General features: G+C 72.1%; 23 protein-coding genes. 11 read left to right on the top strand and 12 right to left on the bottom strand.

The genetic code is table 11. From position 1 onward, the window contains the following. Positions 1-2 precede the first annotated feature (2 nt). A complete protein-coding gene (locus ACYUED_RS09110; protein WP_491291766.1) occupies positions 3-1025 on the bottom strand; it encodes a phosphotransferase family protein in 1023 nt (340 codons plus the stop codon). 157 nt (positions 1026-1182) lie between these two features. Further along, entirely contained in the window at positions 1183-1479 is a 297-nt protein-coding gene (locus ACYUED_RS09105; protein WP_491291765.1) for a hypothetical protein, read from the bottom strand. A gap of 112 nt (positions 1480-1591) precedes the next feature. Between ACYUED_RS09105 and ACYUED_RS09100 the strand changes: the two genes are divergently transcribed. Then, a complete protein-coding gene (locus tag ACYUED_RS09100) occupies positions 1592-2539 on the top strand; it encodes an NADP-dependent oxidoreductase (protein ID WP_491291764.1) in 948 nt (315 codons plus the stop codon). A gap of 361 nt (positions 2540-2900) precedes the next feature. Here the strand turns inward: ACYUED_RS09100 and ACYUED_RS09095 are convergent, their stop codons facing one another. From ACYUED_RS09095 to ACYUED_RS09080, 4 genes are read right to left on the bottom strand one after another with little or no spacing between them, the layout of a single operon-like run. Then, complete coding sequence (locus ACYUED_RS09095) at positions 2901-3224, bottom strand: DUF202 domain-containing protein (protein ID WP_491291763.1); 324 nt, start codon at positions 3222-3224, stop codon at positions 2901-2903. Continuing rightward, positions 3221-3613 carry a YidH family protein gene (locus ACYUED_RS09090; protein WP_491291762.1) on the bottom strand — a complete coding sequence of 131 codons (393 nt, stop codon included), beginning with the start codon at positions 3611-3613 and terminating at the stop codon, positions 3221-3223. Before ACYUED_RS09090 ends, ACYUED_RS09095 begins: the two co-directional genes overlap by 4 nt. 2 nt (positions 3614-3615) lie before the next feature. Then, a complete protein-coding gene (locus ACYUED_RS09085; protein ID WP_491291761.1) occupies positions 3616-4182 on the bottom strand; it encodes an NUDIX hydrolase in 567 nt (188 codons plus the stop codon). A gap of 23 nt (positions 4183-4205) precedes the next feature. After that, positions 4206-5099 (bottom strand): DMT family transporter, encoded by an 894-nt coding sequence (locus tag ACYUED_RS09080; protein ID WP_491291760.1) that lies wholly within the window; start codon positions 5097-5099, stop codon positions 4206-4208. 398 nt (positions 5100-5497) lie between these two features. Between ACYUED_RS09080 and ACYUED_RS09075 the strand changes: the two genes are divergently transcribed. The 4 genes from ACYUED_RS09075 to ACYUED_RS09060 all read left to right on the top strand — a co-directional run bounded on the left by ACYUED_RS09075 (position 5498) and on the right by ACYUED_RS09060 (position 9548). Then, positions 5498-6451 carry a tetratricopeptide repeat protein gene (locus ACYUED_RS09075; protein WP_491291759.1) on the top strand — a complete coding sequence of 318 codons (954 nt, stop codon included), beginning with the start codon at positions 5498-5500 and terminating at the stop codon, positions 6449-6451. A gap of 34 nt (positions 6452-6485) precedes the next feature. After that, positions 6486-8027, top strand: a complete 1542-nt coding sequence (locus ACYUED_RS09070) for an APC family permease (RefSeq protein WP_491291758.1) — start codon at positions 6486-6488, stop codon at positions 8025-8027. A gap of 158 nt (positions 8028-8185) precedes the next feature. Continuing rightward, entirely contained in the window at positions 8186-8938 is a 753-nt protein-coding gene (locus ACYUED_RS09065) for a molybdopterin-dependent oxidoreductase (RefSeq protein ID WP_491291757.1), read from the top strand. Next, a complete protein-coding gene (locus ACYUED_RS09060) occupies positions 8922-9548 on the top strand; it encodes a cytochrome b/b6 domain-containing protein (protein ID WP_491291756.1) in 627 nt (208 codons plus the stop codon). The genes ACYUED_RS09065 and ACYUED_RS09060 overlap by 17 nt, the downstream gene beginning before the upstream one ends. On the opposite strand, the gene ACYUED_RS09055 is transcribed toward ACYUED_RS09060, so the two are convergent. The 5 genes from ACYUED_RS09055 to ACYUED_RS09035 form a co-directional block, all read right to left on the bottom strand. After that, positions 9486-10556 carry a hypothetical protein gene (locus tag ACYUED_RS09055; RefSeq protein ID WP_491291755.1) on the bottom strand — a complete coding sequence of 357 codons (1071 nt, stop codon included), beginning with the start codon at positions 10554-10556 and terminating at the stop codon, positions 9486-9488. The genes ACYUED_RS09060 and ACYUED_RS09055 overlap by 63 nt on opposite strands. Before the next feature lie 85 nt (positions 10557-10641). Next, complete coding sequence (locus ACYUED_RS09050) at positions 10642-11679, bottom strand: L-idonate 5-dehydrogenase (protein ID WP_491294190.1); 1038 nt, start codon at positions 11677-11679, stop codon at positions 10642-10644. A gap of 23 nt (positions 11680-11702) precedes the next feature. Further along, entirely contained in the window at positions 11703-12461 is a 759-nt protein-coding gene (locus ACYUED_RS09045) for an SDR family oxidoreductase (protein ID WP_491291754.1), read from the bottom strand. 10 nt (positions 12462-12471) lie between these two features. Next, complete coding sequence (locus ACYUED_RS09040; RefSeq protein ID WP_491291753.1) at positions 12472-13869, bottom strand: GntP family permease; 1398 nt, start codon at positions 13867-13869, stop codon at positions 12472-12474. A gap of 84 nt (positions 13870-13953) precedes the next feature. Further along, entirely contained in the window at positions 13954-14472 is a 519-nt protein-coding gene (locus ACYUED_RS09035) for a gluconokinase (RefSeq protein ID WP_491294189.1), read from the bottom strand. A 150-nt stretch (positions 14473-14622) separates the two neighbouring features. On the opposite strand from ACYUED_RS09035, the gene ACYUED_RS09030 reads away from it, so the two are divergent. Next, positions 14623-15324, top strand: coding sequence for a FadR/GntR family transcriptional regulator (locus tag ACYUED_RS09030; RefSeq protein ID WP_266511354.1), 702 nt, complete (start codon positions 14623-14625; stop codon positions 15322-15324). On the opposite strand, the gene ACYUED_RS09025 is transcribed toward ACYUED_RS09030, so the two are convergent. Continuing rightward, the gene (locus ACYUED_RS09025) at positions 15321-15761 is read right to left on the bottom strand and encodes a YchJ family protein (protein WP_491291752.1); all 441 of its coding nucleotides are present in this window, start codon (positions 15759-15761) and stop codon (positions 15321-15323) included. The genes ACYUED_RS09030 and ACYUED_RS09025 overlap by 4 nt on opposite strands. A gap of 373 nt (positions 15762-16134) precedes the next feature. Here ACYUED_RS09025 and ACYUED_RS09020 point away from each other — a divergent pair, with 373 nt between their 5' ends. From ACYUED_RS09020 to ACYUED_RS09000, 5 genes are read left to right on the top strand one after another with little or no spacing between them, the layout of a single operon-like run. Further along, positions 16135-18000: a phage tail sheath subtilisin-like domain-containing protein gene (locus tag ACYUED_RS09020; RefSeq protein WP_491291751.1), complete on the top strand. Its 1866-nt coding sequence runs from the start codon at positions 16135-16137 to the stop codon at positions 17998-18000. 34 nt (positions 18001-18034) lie between these two features. Continuing rightward, the gene (locus ACYUED_RS09015) at positions 18035-18559 is read left to right on the top strand and encodes a phage tail protein (RefSeq protein WP_004003113.1); all 525 of its coding nucleotides are present in this window, start codon (positions 18035-18037) and stop codon (positions 18557-18559) included. A 32-nt stretch (positions 18560-18591) separates the two neighbouring features. Further along, the gene (locus tag ACYUED_RS09010) at positions 18592-19320 is read left to right on the top strand and encodes a T4 family baseplate hub assembly chaperone (protein WP_491291750.1); all 729 of its coding nucleotides are present in this window, start codon (positions 18592-18594) and stop codon (positions 19318-19320) included. After that, positions 19313-20050 carry a hypothetical protein gene (locus ACYUED_RS09005; protein WP_491291749.1) on the top strand — a complete coding sequence of 246 codons (738 nt, stop codon included), beginning with the start codon at positions 19313-19315 and terminating at the stop codon, positions 20048-20050. Before ACYUED_RS09010 ends, ACYUED_RS09005 begins: the two co-directional genes overlap by 8 nt. A 46-nt stretch (positions 20051-20096) precedes the next feature. Beyond that, complete coding sequence (locus ACYUED_RS09000) at positions 20097-20999, top strand: Pvc16 family protein (protein ID WP_491291748.1); 903 nt, start codon at positions 20097-20099, stop codon at positions 20997-20999.

The raw sequence follows: 20999 nt of genomic DNA, 5'->3' as shown, positions 1-20999 counted from the left end.
GATCAGCCTTCCTGAAGAGTGGTCAGGCCGTGCCCGATGAAGACGGGCACCAGGTCGCCGATGCGGTCGAAGCCCCGGCCGACCGTCTGGCCCAGCGTGTAGCGGTAGTGGATGCCCTCCAGGATCACGGCGAGCTTGAACCAGGCGAACGCCGTGTACCAGGAGACCGAGGAGACGTCGCGCCCCGAGCGCGCGGCGTACCGCTCGATCAGCTCGGCCGGCTCCGGGTGCCCGGGCGCCTCGGCCGTGGTGGAGACGGGGGAGTCCGGCATGCCGAGCGGCATGCTGTACATCACCAGCAGCCCGAGGTCGGTGAGCGGGTCGCCGAGCGTCGACATCTCCCAGTCGAGGATCGCCTTGATGCGGTCGTCCTCGCCGATGAGGACGTTGTCGAGCCGGTAGTCGCCGTGGATCACGGTCGGCGCGGGCGACGGGGGGAGCTGTCGGCCGAGCGCCGCGTGCAGCTCGTCGATGCCGGCCAGCTCACGGTTGCGGGAGGCGTCCAACTGCTTGCCCCAGCGCCGCAGTTGCCGGTCGAGGAAGCCCTCGGGGCGGCCGAAGTCGGCGAGGCCCACCGCGGCGGGGTCCACCGCGTGCAGCTCGACCAGCGTGTCCACCAGGGACAGAACGGCGCCCCGGGTGCGCTCCGGGCCGAGCGGGGCGAGCTGGTCGGCCGTGCGGTACGGCGTGCCCTCCACGAACTCCATGACGTAGAGAGGAGCCCCGAAGACCTCGTCGTCCTCGCACAGCAGCACCGGGCGCGGCACCGGGACGTCCGCCGGGTGCAGGGCGCTGATCACGCGGTGCTCGCGCTTCATGTCGTGCGCGGTGGCCAGCACATGGCCGAGCGGGGGCCGTCGTACGACCCATGTCGAGGTGCCGTCGGAGACCGCGTACGTGAGGTTCGACCGTCCGCCCTCGATCAGCCGGCCGGTCAGGGGGCCGTGCACCAGGCCGGGCCGCTCCTGGTCGAGCAGGCCGCGCAGCCGGTCGAGATCGAGGCCTGGCGGATGGTCGGGGCTCATCGGTGCTCCTAACGGGCGCGTAAACGGTTCCCGACTATGATGCCGACCGGTCGGTATGTCGTCCAGTGTGCGAGGCGAACGTGATCTGAGCCACGATAGGCCGACAGCTCCCCGCGCAGTACCGCGGGGAGCTGTCGGGGGGCCGGTCCTGCCCGATTCAGTGGTCGTCCCAGTGCCCGTCGTGCGGGGCGTGCCGGTGGCCGTCGTGCAGGTAGTCGACGTGGTCTCCGTGCAGGACGCTCTCGTGTCCGCAGCCCTCGCCGTGCCGGTGGTCGTGGGCCTCGTGCGGGGCGTGGCCGGCGGGCTCGCACTCGTCCCAGTGGTCGCTGTGCTCGCGGTGCAGATGCCCGTCGTGCGCGTAGTCGACGTGGTCTCCGTGCGGCACCGGCGTGTGTCCGCAGTCCGGGCCGTGCGCGTGTGTGTGGGAGGGGTGTTCCATGTGGAGGGTGGTCATGGGGCTCACCTTCGGGGGTACGGGTGGTGACGACGGACAGGCTGCCACGCGATTGGTGCATATCGGGGCATTCGGGTTGCGTGGCGCCCGGGCACCCCGGAGGGTCGGTGTCATGAAAGGCATCAGCTACAGCCGGTACGGCGGACCGGACGTGCTCGAGTACGGCGAGGTGCGCGATCCGAAGATCGGCCCCGACGCCGTGCTGGTCAAGGTTCGCGCGGCCGCAGTCAATCCCGTCGACTGGAAGTGTCGCGAGGGCTACCTCGACGCAATGCTCGACCCCGTCTTCCCCGTGGTGCCCGGCTGGGACGTCTCCGGCGTGGTGGTGCAACCGGGCGTCTCCGTCACGGAGTTCACCGCCGGGGACGAGGTCATCGGCTACGTGCGCGAGGACTTCCTCTCCCGCGGCACCTTCGCCGAGTACGTCGCCGCCCCCGTGCGCGCCCTCGCCCGCAAGCCGCGCAACCTCACCTGGGAGGAGGCGGCCGGGCTGCCGCTGGCGGGGCTCACCGCCTACCAGGTGCTGGTGAAGGCGCTCCAGGTCGGGCGCGGCGACACGGTCCTGGTGCACGCGGCCGCGGGCGGGGTCGGCTCCGTCGCGGTCCAGCTGGCCCGGCATCTGGGCGCCCGGGTGATCGGCACGGCGAGCGAGGGCAACCACGACTTCCTGCGGGGGCTGGGCTGCGAGCCCGTGGAGTACGGCGAAGGGCTGGCCGAGCGGATGCGCGGGCTGGCGCCCGAGGGTGTGGACGCCGTGTTCGACACCGTCGGCGGCGAGGCCCTGAAGACCTCGGCCGAACTGCTGGTCCCACAGGGCCGTCTGGCGTCGATCGCCGACGGCGAGGTCATCGGCTACGGCGGCCGGTACTGCTGGGTGCGCCCGGACGCCGAGGACCTGCAGCGGCTGACCGAACTGGTGGAACAGGGCGTCGTGTCCGTGCATGTCTCGGAGACGTTCCCGTTGGAACGCGCGGCGGACGCCCACCGCCTCAGCCAGGAGGGCCGGACCCGGGGAAAGATCGTGGTGACGGTGGACTGGGAGGTGGAACCGGCGGGTTAGAGGCCGAGGCCCGCCCCGCACACCGCGAAGGCGATCGCGCACAGGGCTGCCGTGGGCGAGGAGCGGGAGGCCAAGCGAGGGGATGGGGTACGGGGTGCGGGCCGCGACGGTGGCCGGGGCATCGCGGTGCGGTGCGGTGTTTCCGGTCAGAGGACGAGGGCGGCTCCGCATGCTGCGAGGGCGATGGTGCACAGGGCCGCTGTGGTGGCGTGGCGGGGGGTGAGGGCGTGGGGGCTGTCGGGCGATGCCGGGGTGCGGGTTCGGTGGTGGGCGAGGAGCGGGAGGCCAAGCGAGGGGATGGGGTACGGGGTGCGGGCCGCGACGGTGGCCGGGGCATCGCGGTGCGGTGCGGTGTTTCCGGTCAGAGGACGAGGGCGGCTCCGCATGCTGCGAGGGCGATGGTGCACAGGGCCGCTGTGGTGGCGTGGCGGGGGGCGAGGGCGTGGGGGCTGTCGGACGATGACAGGGTGCGGATTCGGCGGTGGGCAACCAGGAGGAAGCCCAGCCAGAGGGCGCAGCACAGGGCGCAGGCCACGACCGCGACCGGGGAGGCGTCGCCGTGCAGCGCGGTCCTCACGGCGAGAACGGCGGCCACGGTGCTCGCCAGCGTCGTACGCCGCCAGGCCAGCCGGGTCCGCTCCGGCTGCAGCCCGGGGTCGCGCTCGGGCGCCGCGTCGGCGGTCATCCCTCCCACCCGACGAGCACGACGACGACCATCGCCACGGCCACGACGGCGACGACCACGCTCAGCACCGCCGGGAACCGTGAGACCGGCAGGTCCTCGCCGCGGCGCATCGCACGCTCGCAGCGCATCCAGTGATTGACCGCACGCAGGGAGCACAGCACGCCCGCTCCGAGCAGCGCGAGCGCGAGCCCGACCCGCCAGGCCCAGCGCAGGTCCGGCAGGAACTGGTCCACCGCGAAGCCGCCGCCGATCAGGGCGAGCGCGGTGCGCAGCCAGGCCAGGAAGGTGCGCTCGTTCGCCAGCGAGAAGCGGTAGTCGGGGGTGCGGCCGTCCTGCCGGACCTGTTCGGGGGCGAACCAGAGCCGGATGTTTCGTGCAAGGTCGATCACGTTCAGGACTTTATCGGCCCTGAACGGGCCTCGTCCCCAGACGCCGGGCGGCCGGATGCGCCTCGGAAGGCCTTCAAGCGCTCGTACGCGGCCAGCCCGTCCGGCACCCACTCCCACTCCGGCAGACGTCGCTCCACCTCCGCCTCCGGCAGGAACGCGTGCCAGGCCACCTCCTCGGCCTGCGGGTCGACCGGCAGATCGCAGCGGACCTCGTACACCGCCGACCACCAGGTCCGGCCGGCGCCGTCGTCGTACAGGAACTTGAAGAGGAAGCCCGGGTCCGGGAGGCCGGAGACGCCCAGTTCCTCCTCGGCCTCGCGCAGCGCCGCGTCGTCGTAGGACTCGCCCGCGCCGACCACTCCGCCGACGAACATGTCGTAGAGGGAGGGGAAGACCAGCTTGATCGGGGTGCGGCGGTGGACGAAGAGGCGGCCTTGCGCGTCCCTGGCCTGGATGAAGACGCAGCGGTGGCGCAGGCCCTCGGCGTACACCTCGCCGCGCGGGGACCGGCCGATGACCTGGTCGTTCTCGTCGACGATGTCGAGGATCTCGTCTGCGGGGCTCGTCATACGGCCATCCAAGCAGGACGGCGTCAGTTCGGCTGCAGGTCCCGGACCCGCTGCGGCTTCGCCGCGCCGCTCGGCATGCACGGGTGCAGGCCGAGCAGGACGATGCCGCCGACGATCGCCGCGAGACCGGCCGCCTCCCAGGCGAGCGCTCCCGTGTCGGTGCGCAGACGGTCGCCCAGGAAGCCCACTCCGCAGATGATGCCGGCGAGCGGCTGGGCCGCGGTGAGGGCGGGCAGCGACATGCGCAGGGGCGCCGTCTCGAAGGCGCTCTGGACCAGGATCAGGCCGGTGACGCCGAGGGCCGCGACGCCGTACGGCTCCCAGCCGGTGACCAGCTCGGTGAGGCCGCCCTCGGAGAAGCGCTGGCCGCTGACCCGGGTGAGAGCGTCCTGGACGCCGTAGAGGAGGCCCGCGGCGAGGGAGAGGAGGACCGGGGCGGAGCTGAGGCGGGAGCGCTTCGCGTACGTCGTCAGGAGCAGCGCGAGACCGATCATGGCGCCGATGATCAGCCAGTGCCGGAAGGGGTCGCTGACCGCGCTGCCGCCGTGCGGCCGGCCCGCGACGATGAAGGCGGTGACGCCGCCCGCGAGCAGTGCGAGTCCGCCCCAGCCCTGGCGGCCCAGCGGCTGCCTGGTCTGCTTGCGGGAGAGGGCGAGGGCGAAGAGGAGGTTCGTGGCCAGCAGGGGTTCGACGAGGGAGATCTCGCCCTGGCTCAGCGCGATCGCGCCCAGGACCATGCCGGCCACCATCAGGCCGATGCCGCCCAGCCAGCGCGGCACCTGCATCAGGTCGAAGAGCAGACGCAGCGAGAGGAAGTCGCTCAGGGGTGCCCGCTGGGCCGCGTTCTGCTGGAGCACGAAGCCGAAGCCCAGGCAGCAGGCGGCGCTCACGGCGAGAATCAGAACCAGAACGGACACGCTGCGTACCTCGATCGTCGGGCCGGGCCTCGGGGTGCGTTTGGGTGACTGTAGCGTCCCGGCGCCCGGCATGCTCCTGGGAGTACCCGGATCCGGGGAGTCGACTCCGTCACGGTGCCCCGACGGTCGAAGGACGATCAAGGACGGTGACGTGGCCGTCCCGTCATGGTGAGGTGCCGGAAGCGGGGGCGCCATGGCGTACGCCACATCCGTGAGCGCACATACCGGGCCGCGGCGCGCAACCTGATCACAAGTGCCCCTTCAGTAACGGATGTTGACGCGTGTAACAGCCGTACATCCCTTGACGCAAAGCAATGGCGGCGGGTTTGCTGTGCGTGACCAGTCGACGGCAAGCCGAAACCGGACGACGAGCCGTGTCGCGTGAGGAAGTTCCCGCGGTGTCCCCACCCCCGCCACCCCTCGGCCGGGGCCGCAAGCGTGTGGCCGCCCAGGCGCTCGACGCGGTCCTGGACGACACCGAACTCTCCGGCGCCCGCGCCGCGTTGGCGCAGGGGCGTTGGCAGGCCGTGCGGTCCCTGCTCATGCACACCGGCGACGACTGGGACCGTCGCGGGCACCGGATCACCGTGCTGGCGCTGGAGCCCTACAGCGCCGCCTGGGCCGGGGACTGGCTGCTCGCCGAGCCCGACTCCACCGACGCCGCCGTGCTGCTCGCGCTCGCAAAGGTCCAGCGCGCCCTGCGGGGCAAGGAGAAGCCCGACCGTGCCCGGGAGGCCTGCCGGGACGCGGCCGCCCTCGTGCCCGCCGACCCCACCCCGTGGCTGGGCCTGCTCATGCTGGAGCGCGACGGGGGCGCGGACGAGGAGACCGCACGGCTCTTCGACCAGGTCCGCGGCCGGTACGCCGACCACCACCACGCCCACCACCTGATGGTCGCCCACCTCGCCGAGCGGCACGCGAGCGCCGGCCCCGACCCCCTGCACGAGGTCTACGACTTCGCCAACTGGGCCGCCGAACAGGCCCCTGCCGACTCCCCGCTCGCGATCCTGCCGGTCGTCGCCCACGCCGAGCGCTACCGCGTACTGGCCGCCACCGGACAGGAACCGGCGGAGCCGGCCGCCTCCGGGCACTGGACCGGCCGCCGGGCCCGCCAGGTCATGAAGACCGCCTTCGACTGGTGGCTGGAGTGGGAGCACGAGGGCCACCCGCGCCGCCTGGTCGACCTCAACTTCCTCGCCCACGCCAAGGTCTGCGAGGGCCGGGGCGCCGAGGCCGCCGCCCTCTTCCACCGCATCGGCGAGCACGCCACCCCGGCACCGTGGTCCTACCCGGACCGCGATCCCCACTCCGCCTTCCGTGCCGCGCGCGCCGCCGCGATCGGCACGGCATGACACTCCCGACGCCAACCAGAAGGACGGTCCTGCGATGACCACGGGCAGTTCCCACGCGAGCAGATCTGCCGCCGACGGCATCAGTACGTATCTGGGGCAGGAGCGTGCCCTGCGCGCCGACCGCCTCGGCACGGGAGGGCTGCTGCTCTCCGTGCTCGCCGCGACCGCCCCTCTCATGGTGGTCGCGGGTGTCATGCCCACCACATTCGCGGTGATGGGGATCGTCGGTCAGCCCCTCCTGTTCGTCGGCCTCGGTGTGGTGCTGGTCCTCTTCAGCGTCGGCTATGCCGAGATGAGCCGGCACGTCCACAACGCGGGCGCCTTCTACGCGTACATCTCCCGGGGCCTGGGCGGCACCGCCGGCGCGGGCGCCGCCCTCGTGGCCCTGGTCGCCTACAACGCCCTGCAGGTCGGCATCTACGGCATCTTCGGCTTCGAGGTCTCCGGGCTCTTCTCCACCTACGCCCACCTGGAGATCGCCTGGTGGATACCGGCGCTGGCGGCACTCGCGGTCGTCGGCCTGCTGGGCTGGCTGAAGATCGACGTCAACGCGCGCGTGCTGGGCGTACTGCTGGTCGTCGAGGTGATCCTGGTGGTGGTCTTCGACATCGCGGCGATCGGCGACCCGGCCGGGGAGGGCACGTCGCTGCACGCCTTCAACCCGGACACGCTCAGCGGCGCCGGGGTGGGTACCGCGCTCTGCTTCTGCATCGCGGCCTTTCTCGGCTTCGAGCAGGCGCCCGTGTACGCGGAGGAGACCAGCAAGCCGCACATCCTCGTGCCGCGCGTGATGTTCCTCGCGGTGGCAGGCGTCGCCGTCTTCTTCGCCGTCAGCAGCTGGGCCCTGACCGTCGCCGCGGGCCCCACGCAGGTCGTCGGCGTGGCCCGCAAGGAGAGCGCCGGAATGCTCTTCTCGCTCACCGAGTCCCGGCTCGGCTCCACCTTCACCGACGTGCTGCACGTCCTGTTCGTCACGGGCATGTTCGCCGCCATGCTCAGCTTCCACAACGTCGTCGCCCGCTACACCTTCGCCATGGGGCGCGAGGGCCTGCTGCCGCGCACCTTCGGCCGTACGACCGGTTCGAGCGGCGCTCCCGGCAGCGGTTCCCTGCTGCAGACGGCCGTGGCGGCGGTCGTCGTGATCGCCTTCGCGATCGCCGACGACAAGCCCACCGGCGACCCCACCGAGCCGGTGCTGCACCTGTTCACCTGGTTCGGCAACATCGGCGCCCTCGGCGTGATCCTGCTGATGGCGGCGGCCTCCGTGTCGGTCATCGTCTTCTTCGCCCGCCGCGGCGCCCTGGGCGCCCAGTGGTGGCGCCTGGTGACCTCCGCGCTCGCCGCGGTCGCCCTGCTCGTGATCGCCGGCTACACCGTCAAGGACTTCGACGTGCTGGTCGGCGCCGGCCCCGACTCGGCCCTGAGCTGGGCACTGCCGGGCATCATCGGCCTCGCCCTGGTCGTCGGCCTGGCCCAGGGCCTGGTCCTGCGCTCGCGGGTGCCCGAGGCACACGCCCGGATCGGACTCGGCAACGAGGCCTTCCAGCTGGACAGGGCGGCGCAGGAGACGCCGTAGGCACGCATGCGGAGCAGGCACGCATGCGGAGCAGGCACGCATGCGGACCGGCTTTTCGGGCGCCGGTTTCTGAGAACGCCGTAAGAAGTGATTACGGAACCCTGACGAGCACCCTCGATTCCTGGTCCCGCCGGGGTCGCGGGTGTTCGAATGGATACGTGAACCCCGAACAACCCGAGGAGCCCGGCAGCCCGAAGGCACCCGAGGAGCGCGGCACACCGATCGGGCGCCGTGTCCTGCTCGGCACCATCGGCCTGGGTGCCCTCGGCGTGATCGCCGCACCCACGCTGCAGAACGCCCTGGAGGGCTTCCTCGGCGCGGCGGCCGACAAGGACCCCACCGGTCTGACCGGCCTGCTCCCCAACGGCGGCGGGTTCCGCTACTACTCGGTCGCCTCCTCCGTGCCGCACAGGAACGCCGCGAACTACCGCCTCACCGTGGACGGACTCGTCGACCGCCCGAAGACCTACACGCTCGACGACCTGCGCGCCCTGCCGCAGACCAAGCTGGTCAAGGACGTCCAGTGCGTCACCGGCTGGCGGGTCCCCGACACCCCCTTCGAAGGCGTACGGCTGTCCCGGCTGCTGGACGCGGCGGGCGTGCGGGCCAAGGCCGGGGCCGTGCGCTTCACCTGCTTCGACGGCACGTACACCGAGAGCCTCACCCTCGCCCAGGCCCGCCGCTCCGACGTCCTGGTGGCACTGCGCATGCAGAACAAGGACATCGGCCACGCCCACGGCGGCCCGGTCCGCCTCTACGTGGCGCCGATGTACTTCTACAAGTCCGCCAAGTGGCTCTCCGGGATCACCGTCACCGAGGACGTGAAACCGGGCTACTGGGAGCACCTCGGCTACGACGTCGACGCCTGGGTCGGCAAGTCGAACGGGCGGGACGATGACCCTACGAGCTGAGGCACACACCCCGGCGGCCACCGGGGTCCGCCGGTTCGGCCCCGTCCAGCGCTGGGTGCACCGCACGACCGCCGCACTGATGGGCGTGTGCGTGGTGACGGCCGCGTTCCTCTACATCCCGCAGTTCGCCGAACTCGTCGGCCGCCGCGAGCTGGTGGTCCGGGTCCACGAGTGCGCCGGGCTCGCCCTGCCGGTACCCGTCCTGCTGGGGCTGGCCTCCCGTTTCTTCCGCGCCGACCTGGGCCACCTGAACCGCTTCGGGCCGCACGACAGGGACTGGCTGCGCGCGGCCCTGCGCCGCGACAAGCGCCGCTCCTCGCGCCCGGCGGCCAAGTTCAACGCCGGGCAGAAGATCTACGCGGCCTGGATCGCCGGAGCGACGCTGGTGATGCTCGGCACGGGCCTGATCATGTGGTTCACCCACCTCACCCCGATCATGTGGCGCACCAGCGCGACCTTCGTCCACGACTGGCTGGCCCTGACGATCGGCATCGTCCTCGCCGGGCACATCGGCATGGCGATCGCGGATCCCGAGGCGCGCGGCGGGCTACGGACCGGGAAGGTGAGCCGGGAGTGGGCCGAGCGGGAGCACCCCCTGTGGCGACCCTGACGGGCCACCGGGTGACGGCAGGGCGGCGGGTGCCACGACCGTGAACGCGTCCATCAGCCGCGCCTCGGTGGTCCCGTACCGGACGACCACGTCGACCGAGAGCGGGTAGCCGCCCAGGGACGGCACCACCGCGGACAGCACCAGCCCCTCGCCCGCCCGCGACCGCGGCACGGGCGGCCCGGCGAGTTGCCGCCCGCCGATGAACACGCTCCCGAACCGCAGCAGTTCGGCGGGGTCGAAGCAGATGTCCCGGAGTTCGATCGCGACCGTGTCGCCGGGTTGCGCCTCGCCGTCGCCGCCGGTGTCCACGCCCGTGACCCGGTAGGCGCACGCGGGCGTGCCGCCCGAGGCCTGCAACCGCACGGTGGCGCCCGGGTGTCGCCGGTGGAAGTCCAGCAGCCCGCCGAGTACGGCGTAGCCGGCGCGGCCCTTGCAGGTGCCCGCCTTCCCGGCCGGGCCGGCGTACTCCCTGGTCGCGCTCTCCCAGCTGCCGCCTCGGCCCTGAACCGCCAGGCAGGCCGTCGCGAGCGCGCGCACGACCCGCCACTCCGGGTCGGCCGAGGCCGCCGGGACGACGTCGAGGGCGGCCCGGCACTGGTCCGGGTCCCGGAGCTCGTCGTAGACGCCGGCCGGGTCGGGGGTGGGGTCGGCATCGGGCGAGGCCGGGCCGGGCGGGAGCCAAGCGGGGCTCAGGAGAAGGCTGTTGCTGTGGGTGGGGGAAGGGGTGGGGGAGGTGCCGGCCGGCGGTGTCGTGATGCGGTGGGTGTGGCCCGGGGTGCTCGGCAGCGCCGTGGGGCCCGCTTCCCCGGCGGGTGACTGCCGGGGAACGGGAGGCAGGGGCGACGCGGCGGAACGGGCACCGTCCGACGGCCCGACCGTCACGATCGTGCCGTTCCCGCCCCCTCTGACCGGCGCACCACTTCCGTCACCGGTGAAGGCCGCGACAGCCACCGCCACCGCTCCGACCACGAGCAGCCCCGAGATGCGCATCCCGAGGGAAACCGCCATGACGCCCCCCGACACGGTCGCCCCCGGAGGCCGTGTCCGGAGGTCTCCTCATGATGAGCCCGAGCGGGCCGCCGGGGAAGCCGATTCAGGCACCGAAGTCCAACAGGACCTTGCAGGACCGGCTCCGGTCCGCGGCGAGCGTGAACGCCGCCTCGGCGTCCGTCACCGGCACCACCGCGCTGACCAGCCCGTCGAAGGCGGGCTCGGCGGCGAGCAGCCGCAGCGCCTCGTCGAACTCCGTGTCGAAGCGGAACGCTCCCCGCAGCTCGATCTCCCGGCTCACGACGAGGTTCCCGGCGAACGGACTCGGTCCGGGTGGCAGCATCCCCAACTGTACGACGACCCCGCCGCGCCGCACCAGACGCAGACACGTGTCGAGGCCGGCGGCCACCCCTGACGCCTCGACGGCCACATCCACCTCGTCCGCCTCGGACGGCCACCCGGCGTCGGCCGGATCGTCGGCCCGTACGACGGTGTCGGCGCCCGCGGCACGTGCGTACTCCAGAGCCGCCGGGAGAAGATCGGTGACCGTCACCCGCGCGGCACCCGCCGCCTTCGCCGCGGCGACCACGAGGCACCCGATGGGGCCGGCGCCGGTGACCATCACATGCCGTCCGCTCATCTCCCCGGCCCGCCGTACCGCGTGCAGGGCGACGGACAGCGGCTCGGCGAGCGCTGCCCGCCGCAGTTCGAGGCCCGCCGGAAGCGGCCTCAACTGCTCAACGGGTACGACCACTTGGGCGGCGAAACCGCCCTGCACGTGCGGGAAGCGCGCCGCGCTGCCGAGGTAGCGGGTGTCCCGGCAGACGTTTCGGCGTCCGGCCGCGCATTCCGGGCACGAGCCGCACGGAGTCGCGGGGTGCACGGCCACCGGCGTACCGACGGCCGGACCCGACGCGTCCGGGGAGCCGTACGCCAGGACCGTCCCGACCACCTCGTGCCCGAGCAGCATCGGTTCCCTCAGGTGGAAGTCGCCGACCCCGCCGTGCCGCCAGTAGTGCAGGTCGGAGCCGCAGACGCCCCCGTAGCGGACGGCGATCAGCGCCTGCCCGGGGCCGGGCTCGGGGACCGGCAGCCGGTCGACCCGCAGGTCTCCCCGACCGTGGATCACGCAGCCGGGCATCTCTGTCATGTCAGCAGGCCCTCTCACAGCACGCTCGTCATTCCGCCGTCGACGTACAGCACCTGTCCGCTGACGAAGTCCGCGGCGGGCGAGGCGAGGAACAGCACCCCGCCCACCAGGTCCTCGGTACGGCCCCAGCGGCCGGCCGGGGTGCGGCGGCGCACCCAGGCGCTGAACTCCTCGTCCTCGACGAGGGGCCTGGTCAGTTCCGTCTCGATGTAGCCCGGGCCCAACCCGTTGACCTGCACGCCGTACGGGCCCCAGTCCGCGCACATGCCCTTGGTGAGCATCTTCAGGGCGCCCTTGGTGGCCGCGTAGGGCGCGATGCCGGGGCGGACCACCTCGCTCTGCAGCGAGCAGATGTTCACGATCTTGCCGTGGCCGCGTTCCGTCATCCGGCGGGCCGCCTCACGGCCGACCAGGAACGCGCTGGTGAGGTTGGTGTCCAGGATGCGGTGCCAGTCCGTGTCCGTGAACTCCAGGAGCGGGGCGCGCAGTTGCACGCCCGCGTTGTTGACGAGGATGTCGACCGGCCCGACCCGCTCCTCGACATCCGCGATCCCCGCGGCGACCGAGGGGCCGTCGGTCACGTCGAACACGGCCGTGTGGACGTCACCGGGCAGTTCCGCGGCCGCCTTGGTGAGACGGCCGGCGTCGCGGCCGTTGAGGACCACCGTGCAGCCGGCCTCCGCGAGGCCCCGGGCGAGGGCGAGACCGATGCCGCGGCTGGAGCCGGTGACCAGGGCCGTGCGGCCGCTGACGTCGAACAGGGGGTGACTCATCCTCGTACTCCTAGATGACCAGCGAGAGGAGCAGGACCAGACCGCCGGCGACCACCGAGATGATCGTCTCCATGACGGACCAGGTCTTCAGGGTGTCGCCGACGCTGAGGCCGAAGTACTCCTTGACCAGCCAGAATCCCGCGTCGTTGACATGGCTGAAGAAGAGCGAGCCGGCGCCGATGGCCAGGACGAGGAGCGCGGTGTGGGCGGTCGACATGTCGGCCGCGAGCGGGGCGACCAGCCCGGCCGCCGAGACCGTCGCCACCGTCGCCGAGCCGGTCGCCAGGCGGATGGCCACCGCGATCAGCCAGGCCAGCAGCAGCGCCGGGATCGACCAGTCCTTGGAGATGTCCAGGATCATCTGGCCCACGCCGGAGTCGATCAGCGTCTGCTTGAAGCCGCCGCCCGCGCCGACGATCAGCAGGATGCCGGCGATGGGCGCGAGCCCCTTGTCGACGAGCGGCGTGAGCCGCTCCCTGCCGAAGCCGGCGGGCCGCAGCAGCGTGAAGATGCCGACGAGCACGGCCGCGAGGAGGGCGATCAGCGGATTGCCGATGACGTCGAAGACGCGCTGGGTGCGGTTCGCGGGGTCGTCGATGACGATGTCGACCAGCGCCTTGGCCAGCATCAGCACGACCGGCAGCAGCATGGTGCCCAGGGTGGCGCCGAAGCCGGGGCGGTTCTCCAGCTCCTCGGAGACCCGCGGCGGCAGCATCCGGTCGGGGACCGGGGCGTCCACCCAGCGGGCCGCGACCTTCGAGAACAGCGGACCGGCGATGATCACCGTCGGGACGGCGACGAGGATGCCGAGCGCCAGCGTGACACCGAGGTTGGCGCCCACCGCGTCGATCGCGACCAGCGGGCCGGGGTGCGGCGGGATCAGGCCGTGCATCACGGACAGGCCCGCGAGGGCCGGGATGCCGATGCGCATCAGGGAGTAGTTGCCGCGCTTGGCGACCATCAGCACGACCGGGATCAGCAGCACGATGCCGACCTCGAAGAACAGCGGCAGGCCGATCACCGAGGCGATCAGCACCATCGCCCAGGGCATCGCCCGGCCGCCCGCCTTCGCGAGGATCGTGTCGACGATCTCGTCGGCGCCGCCGGAGTCGGCGAGCATCTTCCCGAGGATCGCGCCGAGGGCGATCAGCACGCCCACGCCGGCGACCGTGGTGCCGAGCCCGGTGCTGAAGCTGAGGATCACCTTGTCGAGCGGGGCCCCCGCGACGGCGCCGAGCACCAGTGACCCGATGGTCAGGGACAGAAAGGCGTGAAGTCTGAACTTGGTGATGAGCACGACGATGACGGCGATGCCCACCAGAACGGCGATGCCCAGCTGAGCGTGACCGGCGGAGGTGATCGGTGCCGGTGCGTCCGCTGCCAGGATCTCGACGTTGAGTCTGGTCACGGTGGTGTCCTTGCAGGTATGGGGGAGGGCGGACTTGAGGGAGAGGGCTCGGGGGAGAGGGCTTGGGGGAGGGGCCGGGAGGTGTTACCCGGCAGGGTGGGGGAGCGCGTCCAGTGCCTTCACGGCCCGTGCGGTGATCTCCTCGGGGCTGCCGGTGACGTCCACTGCGATGCCTGCCTCGTCCGGCTGAAGCGGCTGGAGCGTGGCGAACTGGGAGTCGAGCAGCGCCGTGGGCATGAAGTGGCCCTGCCGGTGCGACATCCGCTCCTCGATGAGGGCACGGTCGCCCGTCAGGTGCACGAAGACGACCCCGGGAGCCGCGGCCCTGAGCCGGTCCCGGTAGGTCCGCTTCAGCGCCGAGCTGCTGACCACCCCGCCGAGTCCGGCCCTCCCGTGCGCCCAGGCGCCGATGGCGTCGAGCCAGGGCCACCGGTCCTCGTCCTGCAGCGGGGTCCCGGCCGACATCTTGGCGATGTTGGCCTGTGGGTGGAAGTCGTCGCCCTCGGCGTACGGAACGCCGAGACGGGCCGCGAGCAGGGGACCGATGGTGGTCTTGCCGGTGCCCGCGACGCCCATGACCACGACGACATGGGGGGTGCGCAGCTGCTGCATCGTGCTCTCACTGTCTTCTTCGACATCTGGACGCCATCCGGCGTCGACGACACTGAAACCGATTAGGTACGACTAGTTCAAGGGTCTGTGGCAAATAAGTCTGACTTTTTGATTCTGTAAACCTCCCCGTACGCTGAGTGCATGAGCACTCTGGGCCGGGGGCTGCACGGCCGCGTACTGGACTCCCTCGGACCCGCCATCACGGCGGGGGAGTACCCGCCGGGCAGTGTTCTGCGCACCGACGAGCTGGCCCAGCGCTTCGACGTGTCACGCTCGGTGATGCGCGAGGCGGTACGCGTGCTCGAATCCATGCACCTGGTCGAGTCACGCCGACGGGTGGGCGTGACCGTGCGCCCGAAGTCCGAGTGGAACGTCTACGACCCGCAGGTCATCCGCTGGCGCCTGGCCGGCGCGGACCGCCCCCACCAGCTGCGCTCACTGACCGTCCTGCGCTCGGCCGTCGAGCCGGTCGCCGCGGGCCTGGCCGCCCGGCACGCGTCCGCCGAGCAGTGCGCCGAACTCACCGCGTGCACGCTCGGCATGGTCGCCAACTCCCGCGGCCACCGGCTGGAGGAGTACCTCGTCCACGACATGGCCTTCCACCGGGTCGTCCTCGTCGCGTCCGGGAACGAGATGTTCGCGCGGCTCGGTGACGTCGTCGCCGAGGTCCTCGCGGGCCGTACCCACCACGAGGTCATGTTCGAGGACCCCGACCCGGCCGCCGTCACCCTGCACGTCCAGGTCGCCGAGGCGATCCGGGAGGGCGACGCGGCGCGTGCGGAGCAGCTGACCCGGGAGATCACGGTCGGGGCCCTTCAGGAGCTCGACATCCTCGCTCCCTAGCGTCGGGACACTGGCTGGTCGAGGAACTCCCCGTCGACATACACCCAGGCGCCGTCGACCCGTTCGAACCGGCTGCGCTCGTGCAGCGCGCCGCCCCGGTACGAGGCGCGGAAGGTCACCGTGCCGGTGCTGTGGAACGCCGAGCCGTCGCCGGTGCCGAGGATCTCCAGGCCGCTCCACCGCATCCCCGGATCGAACTCGACCTGCCCCGGCCGTGTACGCGGATGCCAAGTCCTCAGCAGGTACTGCTCGTTGAGTTTCACGAATGCGCTGTAGCGCGATCGCATCAGCGTCTCGGCGGTCGGTGCCGCGGCCTCACCCCGGTGGAATCGGCCACAGCACTTTTCGTACGTCTCCGCAAGACCGCAAGGGCAGGAGGGGTTGTCAACAGGGGCGGAGCCGTGCTTCCGCCCAGGATGCGAGGTACGTCGGGACATGCGCCCCATTCTCCTGCACCACTCGCTGTGTGAGATCCGTGAAGCACCTGATCCGACACGCGCACATCGTGTGCGGGTCATGCACCACACCCTTCATCGAACCTCCCTTCGAACTGGCGCGAACGCGCCTTGCTCCTGCACCTGCCAACTCACAGGGTGGGCAGTGCACTTGAGCATCAGGAGTCACAAGCGTGCGTGCTTGACCCGGGCGGCCGTCCGTCCGGGCACTGACGGGGGAAAACTGATACGGGGTGTGCGGACCGGCGCGACAGGGCGTGTCGGAAGACTTCCGCGCGCCGCCGTGCCGAAACCTCTCCCTCTGCCGCCTCTTGGTGCCTTTCACCGGTGCCTGAGATCAGGGATAGGAGGGGGAATGCCGACGAATGCCGTGAGCGCCGCGAGGCCGACGTATCCGGGCGTCTATGTCGAAGAGCTTCCCAGCAGCACCCGCGCCATCTCCGCCGTGACCACTTCGGTGACCGCGTTCGTGGGACACACCCGGCGCGGTCCGCTGAACGAGCCGGTGCGCGTCACCGGCTTCGCCGACTTCGAGCGCCGCTTCGGCGGGCTGAGCGCGCAGAGCCCGCTCGCGTACGCGGTGCACCAGTTCTTCGGCAACGGCGGCTCCGTCGCCGTGATCGTCCGGGTCGCCAAGGCGGGCAGCGGCAAGGCCGCGTGTGTCGTCCTGGAGTCCACCGAGGGCCACAGCGAGAGCCGCGTCCTGGAGGTCCACGCCAAGGAACCCGGCGTCTGGGGCAACGGTCTGCGCGTCGCCGTCGACTACGACACCCCGGACTGCGAAGAGACCTTCAACCTGCGGGTCTACGACGCCAAGGGCGACGCCCGCGAGAGCTTCGCCGGCCTGTCCATGGACGCCGGCAGCGGGCGGCACGCGCCGACCGTGATCAACGCCGGCTCCCGGCTGATCCGGGTCGAGGCCGTCGGCGAGGGGCGCCCCGACCCGTCCGGCACCGTCTCCAAGCCGTTCGGGCACGAACTGCCCGACCTGGCCGTCGACCTGACGGTGAAGATCGGTGACGTGGAGCGCGAGTTCAAGCTCTACGACCCCGACTGCGACGGCGAAGCCCCGTCCTCCGTGGCCGAGTTGGCGCTGCTCCTGGAACGCAAGCTGCGGGCACTGCCCGACGCGCCCGGCAAGCACGCCTTCGCCGGCGTCGAGGTCACCGCCTTCGGCCGCCGTGTTCAGGTGGTCGCCGGTTCCACCGACCCCGGCGACGTCGTCCGCTTCCTCGGCGAGTGCGCCAACGACCTGGGCCTGGAGGCCTCGGTCAACCCGCCGGTGTTCCCGCTGGAGGGCGGCGAGGACGGCGAGGCCCCCGGCCCGCGCGACCTCATCGGCTCCGAGGCCGCCAAGACCGGCATCCAGGCACTGCGCCAGGTGGCCGACGTCAACCTGCTGTCGCTCCCGGAGCTGGCCTCGTACGAGAAGACCGAGGACGCGCTCACCGTCGTGTCCGCCGCCCAGCGGCTGTGCGAGGAGCGGCGGATCTTCCTGCTCGTCGACGCGCCCAGCACCTGGGTGAGCGTGGACTCGGCACGGGCCGGCCTGTCGGCCTTCGACCCGGTGCGCGGCAACCACGCCGGCCTGTACTTCCCGCACATCCAGCTCACCGACCCGCTCACCGGCCGGCTGCGCGCCTTCCCGCCGTCCGGCGCGGTCGCCGGCGTCATCGCGCGCACCGACTCCGAGCGCGGTGTCTGGAAGGCACCGGCCGGCACGGAGGCGCAGCTCGTCGGAGTGCACTCGCTCACCGTCGACCTGACGGACCGTGAGACCGGGCTGCTCAACCCGCTCGGCGTCAACTGCCTGCGCACGTTCCCGCTCACCGGCCCGCTGGTGTGGGGCGCGCGCACGCTGGAGGGCTCCGACGCCCTCGACAGCGCATGGAAGTACGTGCCCGTGCGGCGGCTCGCGCTGCATGTGGAGGAAAGTCTCCAACGCGGCCTGCAGTGGGTCGTGTTCGAGCCCAACGACGAGAGCCTGTGGCAGCAGATCCGCCTCGGCGCCTCCTCGTACCTGCACACGCTCTTCCGCCAGGGCGCCTTCAAGGGCAGCACCCCGCGCGAGGCGTACTTCGTCAAGTGCGACAGCGAGACCACGACGGACGAGGACGTGGCCAACGGCATCGTCAACGTGCTCGTCGGCATCGCGCCGGTGAGGCCGGCCGAGTTCGTGGTCGTCAAGTTCCAGCAGACCTCCGGTCAGTTCGCGCTCTAGCGGCCCCGGAATCTTGGAGAGCTGAAGGAATCGGATGGCTGAGTTCACGGTCAACGCGCATCGCTTCGACCCCTACAAGAACTTCAAGTTCCTTGTGCTGTGGGACGGTCGGACGGTCGCCGGCATCAGCAAGATCAGTCCGCTGAAGCGGACCACGGAGGTCGTCAAGCACCGTCACGGCGGCGACCCCTCCTCCCCGCGCAAGTCGCCGGGCCGCTCCGAGTTCGAGGGCATCACCCTCGAACGCGGGGTGACCCACGACCCCGAGTTCGACCGCTGGGCCAACAAGGTCTGGCAGGTCGGGGCGGGCCTCGGCTCCGAGGTGTCCCTCGCGGACTTCCGCAAGGACATCGTGATCCAGGTCCTCAACGAGGCCGGTCAGGTGGCCGTCTCGCACAAGCTCTACCGGACCTGGCCCAGCGAGTACCAGGTCCTCGGCGAGCTGGACGCCAACGCCAACGCGGTGGCCATCCAGTCGCTGAAGCTCGAGTGCGAGGGCTGGGAGCGGGACTACGAGGTGCCCGAGCCGGAGGAACCCTCGTTCCTCAACCCGGCCTGAGCGAACGGTAGTTCAGGGAAACGGGGAGGGACATGGCGATCACCGGGGCGGCCGAACTGCTGGCCGCCTGGGAGGCCGGGCTCGGCGAGCCGCCCGTCGGGCGGGCGCTGCTGCTGCACCGGGCGGCGCGTCCCGACGTCGACACCGGGAGGCTGCCGCAGCTGCCGGTCGGCGAGCGCGAGGCTGACCTGTTCGCCCTGCGCCGGGCGCTGTTCGGCGAGCGGATGCAGGTACGCCTCGGGTGCGCCGCGTGCGGTCAGGACATGGAGTTCGACCTGGACGCCGGTGAGCTCGCGGGGTCGCTCGGCGGACGCGGCGACACGGTCGTACGGGTCCGACAGGACGGCTGGGACGTCGAGTTCAGGCTGCCCGGCGTCGCCGACCTGACGGCGGCGGCCCGGGCGGCCGACCCGCGTACGGCGCTCCTCGACCGGTGCCTCGTCTCGGCGGTGCACGAGGGGACCGCCGTGGCCGGCCCGGCGCTGCCCGCCGGCGTGCAGCGCCGGATCGCCGAGGCGGTCGAGGCCGCCGACCCGGGCGCCGACCTGGCGCTCAACGTCGCCTGCCCCGAGTGCGGTACGGCCACCCGGGCCGAACTGGACATCGCCTCCTACCTGTGGACCGAACTGGACGCCTGGGCACGGGACGTACTGCTCGACGTCCATCTGCTCGCGACCGCCTACGGCTGGAGCGAGCCCGACATCCTGGCGCTCAGCCCGACGCGGCGCCGCTACTACCTGGAGCTGTGTGCGGATGTCTGACACCCCGCCCGGCGGCAGCTCGGAGCCGGACTTCCTGGACCGGCTGATCGCCCGGCACACCGCCCCGCGACCGGCCACGTCACGGGTACGGCCCCGGCTGCCCGGCCCGTTCGAACGGGTCGAGGCGGTACGGGCCGCCGCGCCCGCGCCGGACGAGGACGTACTGCTGTGGCCCACGGCCACACCCTCGCCCGTTCCCCCGGCCGAGAAGCCGGGCCCCGCGGCCGCGCAGGCGCGCACGCACACGGAACGCGAGTGGACCGTCGTACGCACCGAACGCGACCCCTTCGACCCGGCCCCGCCTCCCTCGGCGCCGCTGCGCGCCGAGGCGCCATCGCTGCGTCCCGCCGCGCCGGTCGCCCCCGGGCGGCCGCGCTCGCTGCCCGATGCGGGGCGGCGGACGGGGGGACGGGGGCGTGCGGAGCCGGGCCGGGCGCAGACCTCGGCCTTCGTGCCCATCCCCCCGGGCCCGGAGGCTGCTCCCCGAGCCGTGTCGGCGGCGCTGCGACCCGGCGCCGCCGACACGGCGGCAGCACGTGACGCCGTGCGGCAGGCCGCGGCCCGACGGCCGGCGCGGGCCGCCGAGCAGGTGGTGCAGGTACAGATCGGGCGGCTCGAAGTGACCGCCGGCGGGGCGCAGTCCGGCGGCGGGCGGCAGCGCACGCCCGCCAAGGAGCGGACCGGGGCGGCCCTGAGCCTCGCGGACTACCTGGAACGGGGGCGCGAGTGAACGGCACGCACCCGGCGGGACGAGAGAGGAACGAGGAACCGGCGTCATGAGCAACGCACTGGCCATCGCCCATGTCACCCAGGCTCTCGCCCTGCTGATCGAGAACAACGTGGGTCCGGAGTTCGGCGAGGCCGTCAAGGTCGAGCCGCGCAAGCCGCCCGCCGATCCGCAGCTGGAGCAGCCCACCATCTCCGTGTTCCTCTACCAGGTCACGCCCAACACCTCGCAGCGGAACAACGACCTGCCGACCCGCGCGGCCGACGGCACCCTGGTCAAGCGGCCGGCCGCGGCTCTCGACCTGCACTATCTGATCAGTGCGTACGGCGACGAGAGGGAACTGGTCGGCCAGCGGCTGATCGGCTCCGTCGTCCGCACGCTGCACGAGATCCCGGTCCTGCCGAAGGACGTCATCGACCAGGCGGGCGAACGGCCCTACCTGGTGGGCAGCGACCTCGCCGAGGCGGCCCAGCGGGTGCGGTTCACGCCCACGGTGATGGACGTCGACGAGACGTCCAAGCTCTGGGGAATGCTCTACCAGACGCCCTACACCCTGTCGGTGGCCTACCAGGCGACGCTCGTCCTCATCGACGGACGGCAGACGCCGGTGCCCGGGAAACCGGTGGAGCGGCCCACGGTCCGAGTCCTGCCGTTCGGAGCGCCGGGCGCGCCGGTCCCTCCGGGCCCGCCGGTCCCTCCGGGCGCGGAGCCGAAGGGCGACGCCCCGTCGACTGAGGCCGCAGGTACGGATGTTGCGCAGGACGGACCCGAGCAGGCCGGCCCGGCGAACGCCAGAAAGGCCGCGAAAACGCCCGCGAAGGCCGTGGCGAAGACCGCCGCGAAAGCTCCCGCCCGGGCTCGCAGGTCCACGCCCCGCACGGGCGGCTCGACGCAGCCGGAACCCCGTAGGAACGCTCCCCGCAGGTCGGGCGACGACGGCACCGAGGACTGA

This window comes from Streptomyces sp. DF42, assembly GCF_058267695.1.
This window is presented reverse-complemented; position numbering and strand designations above follow the sequence as displayed.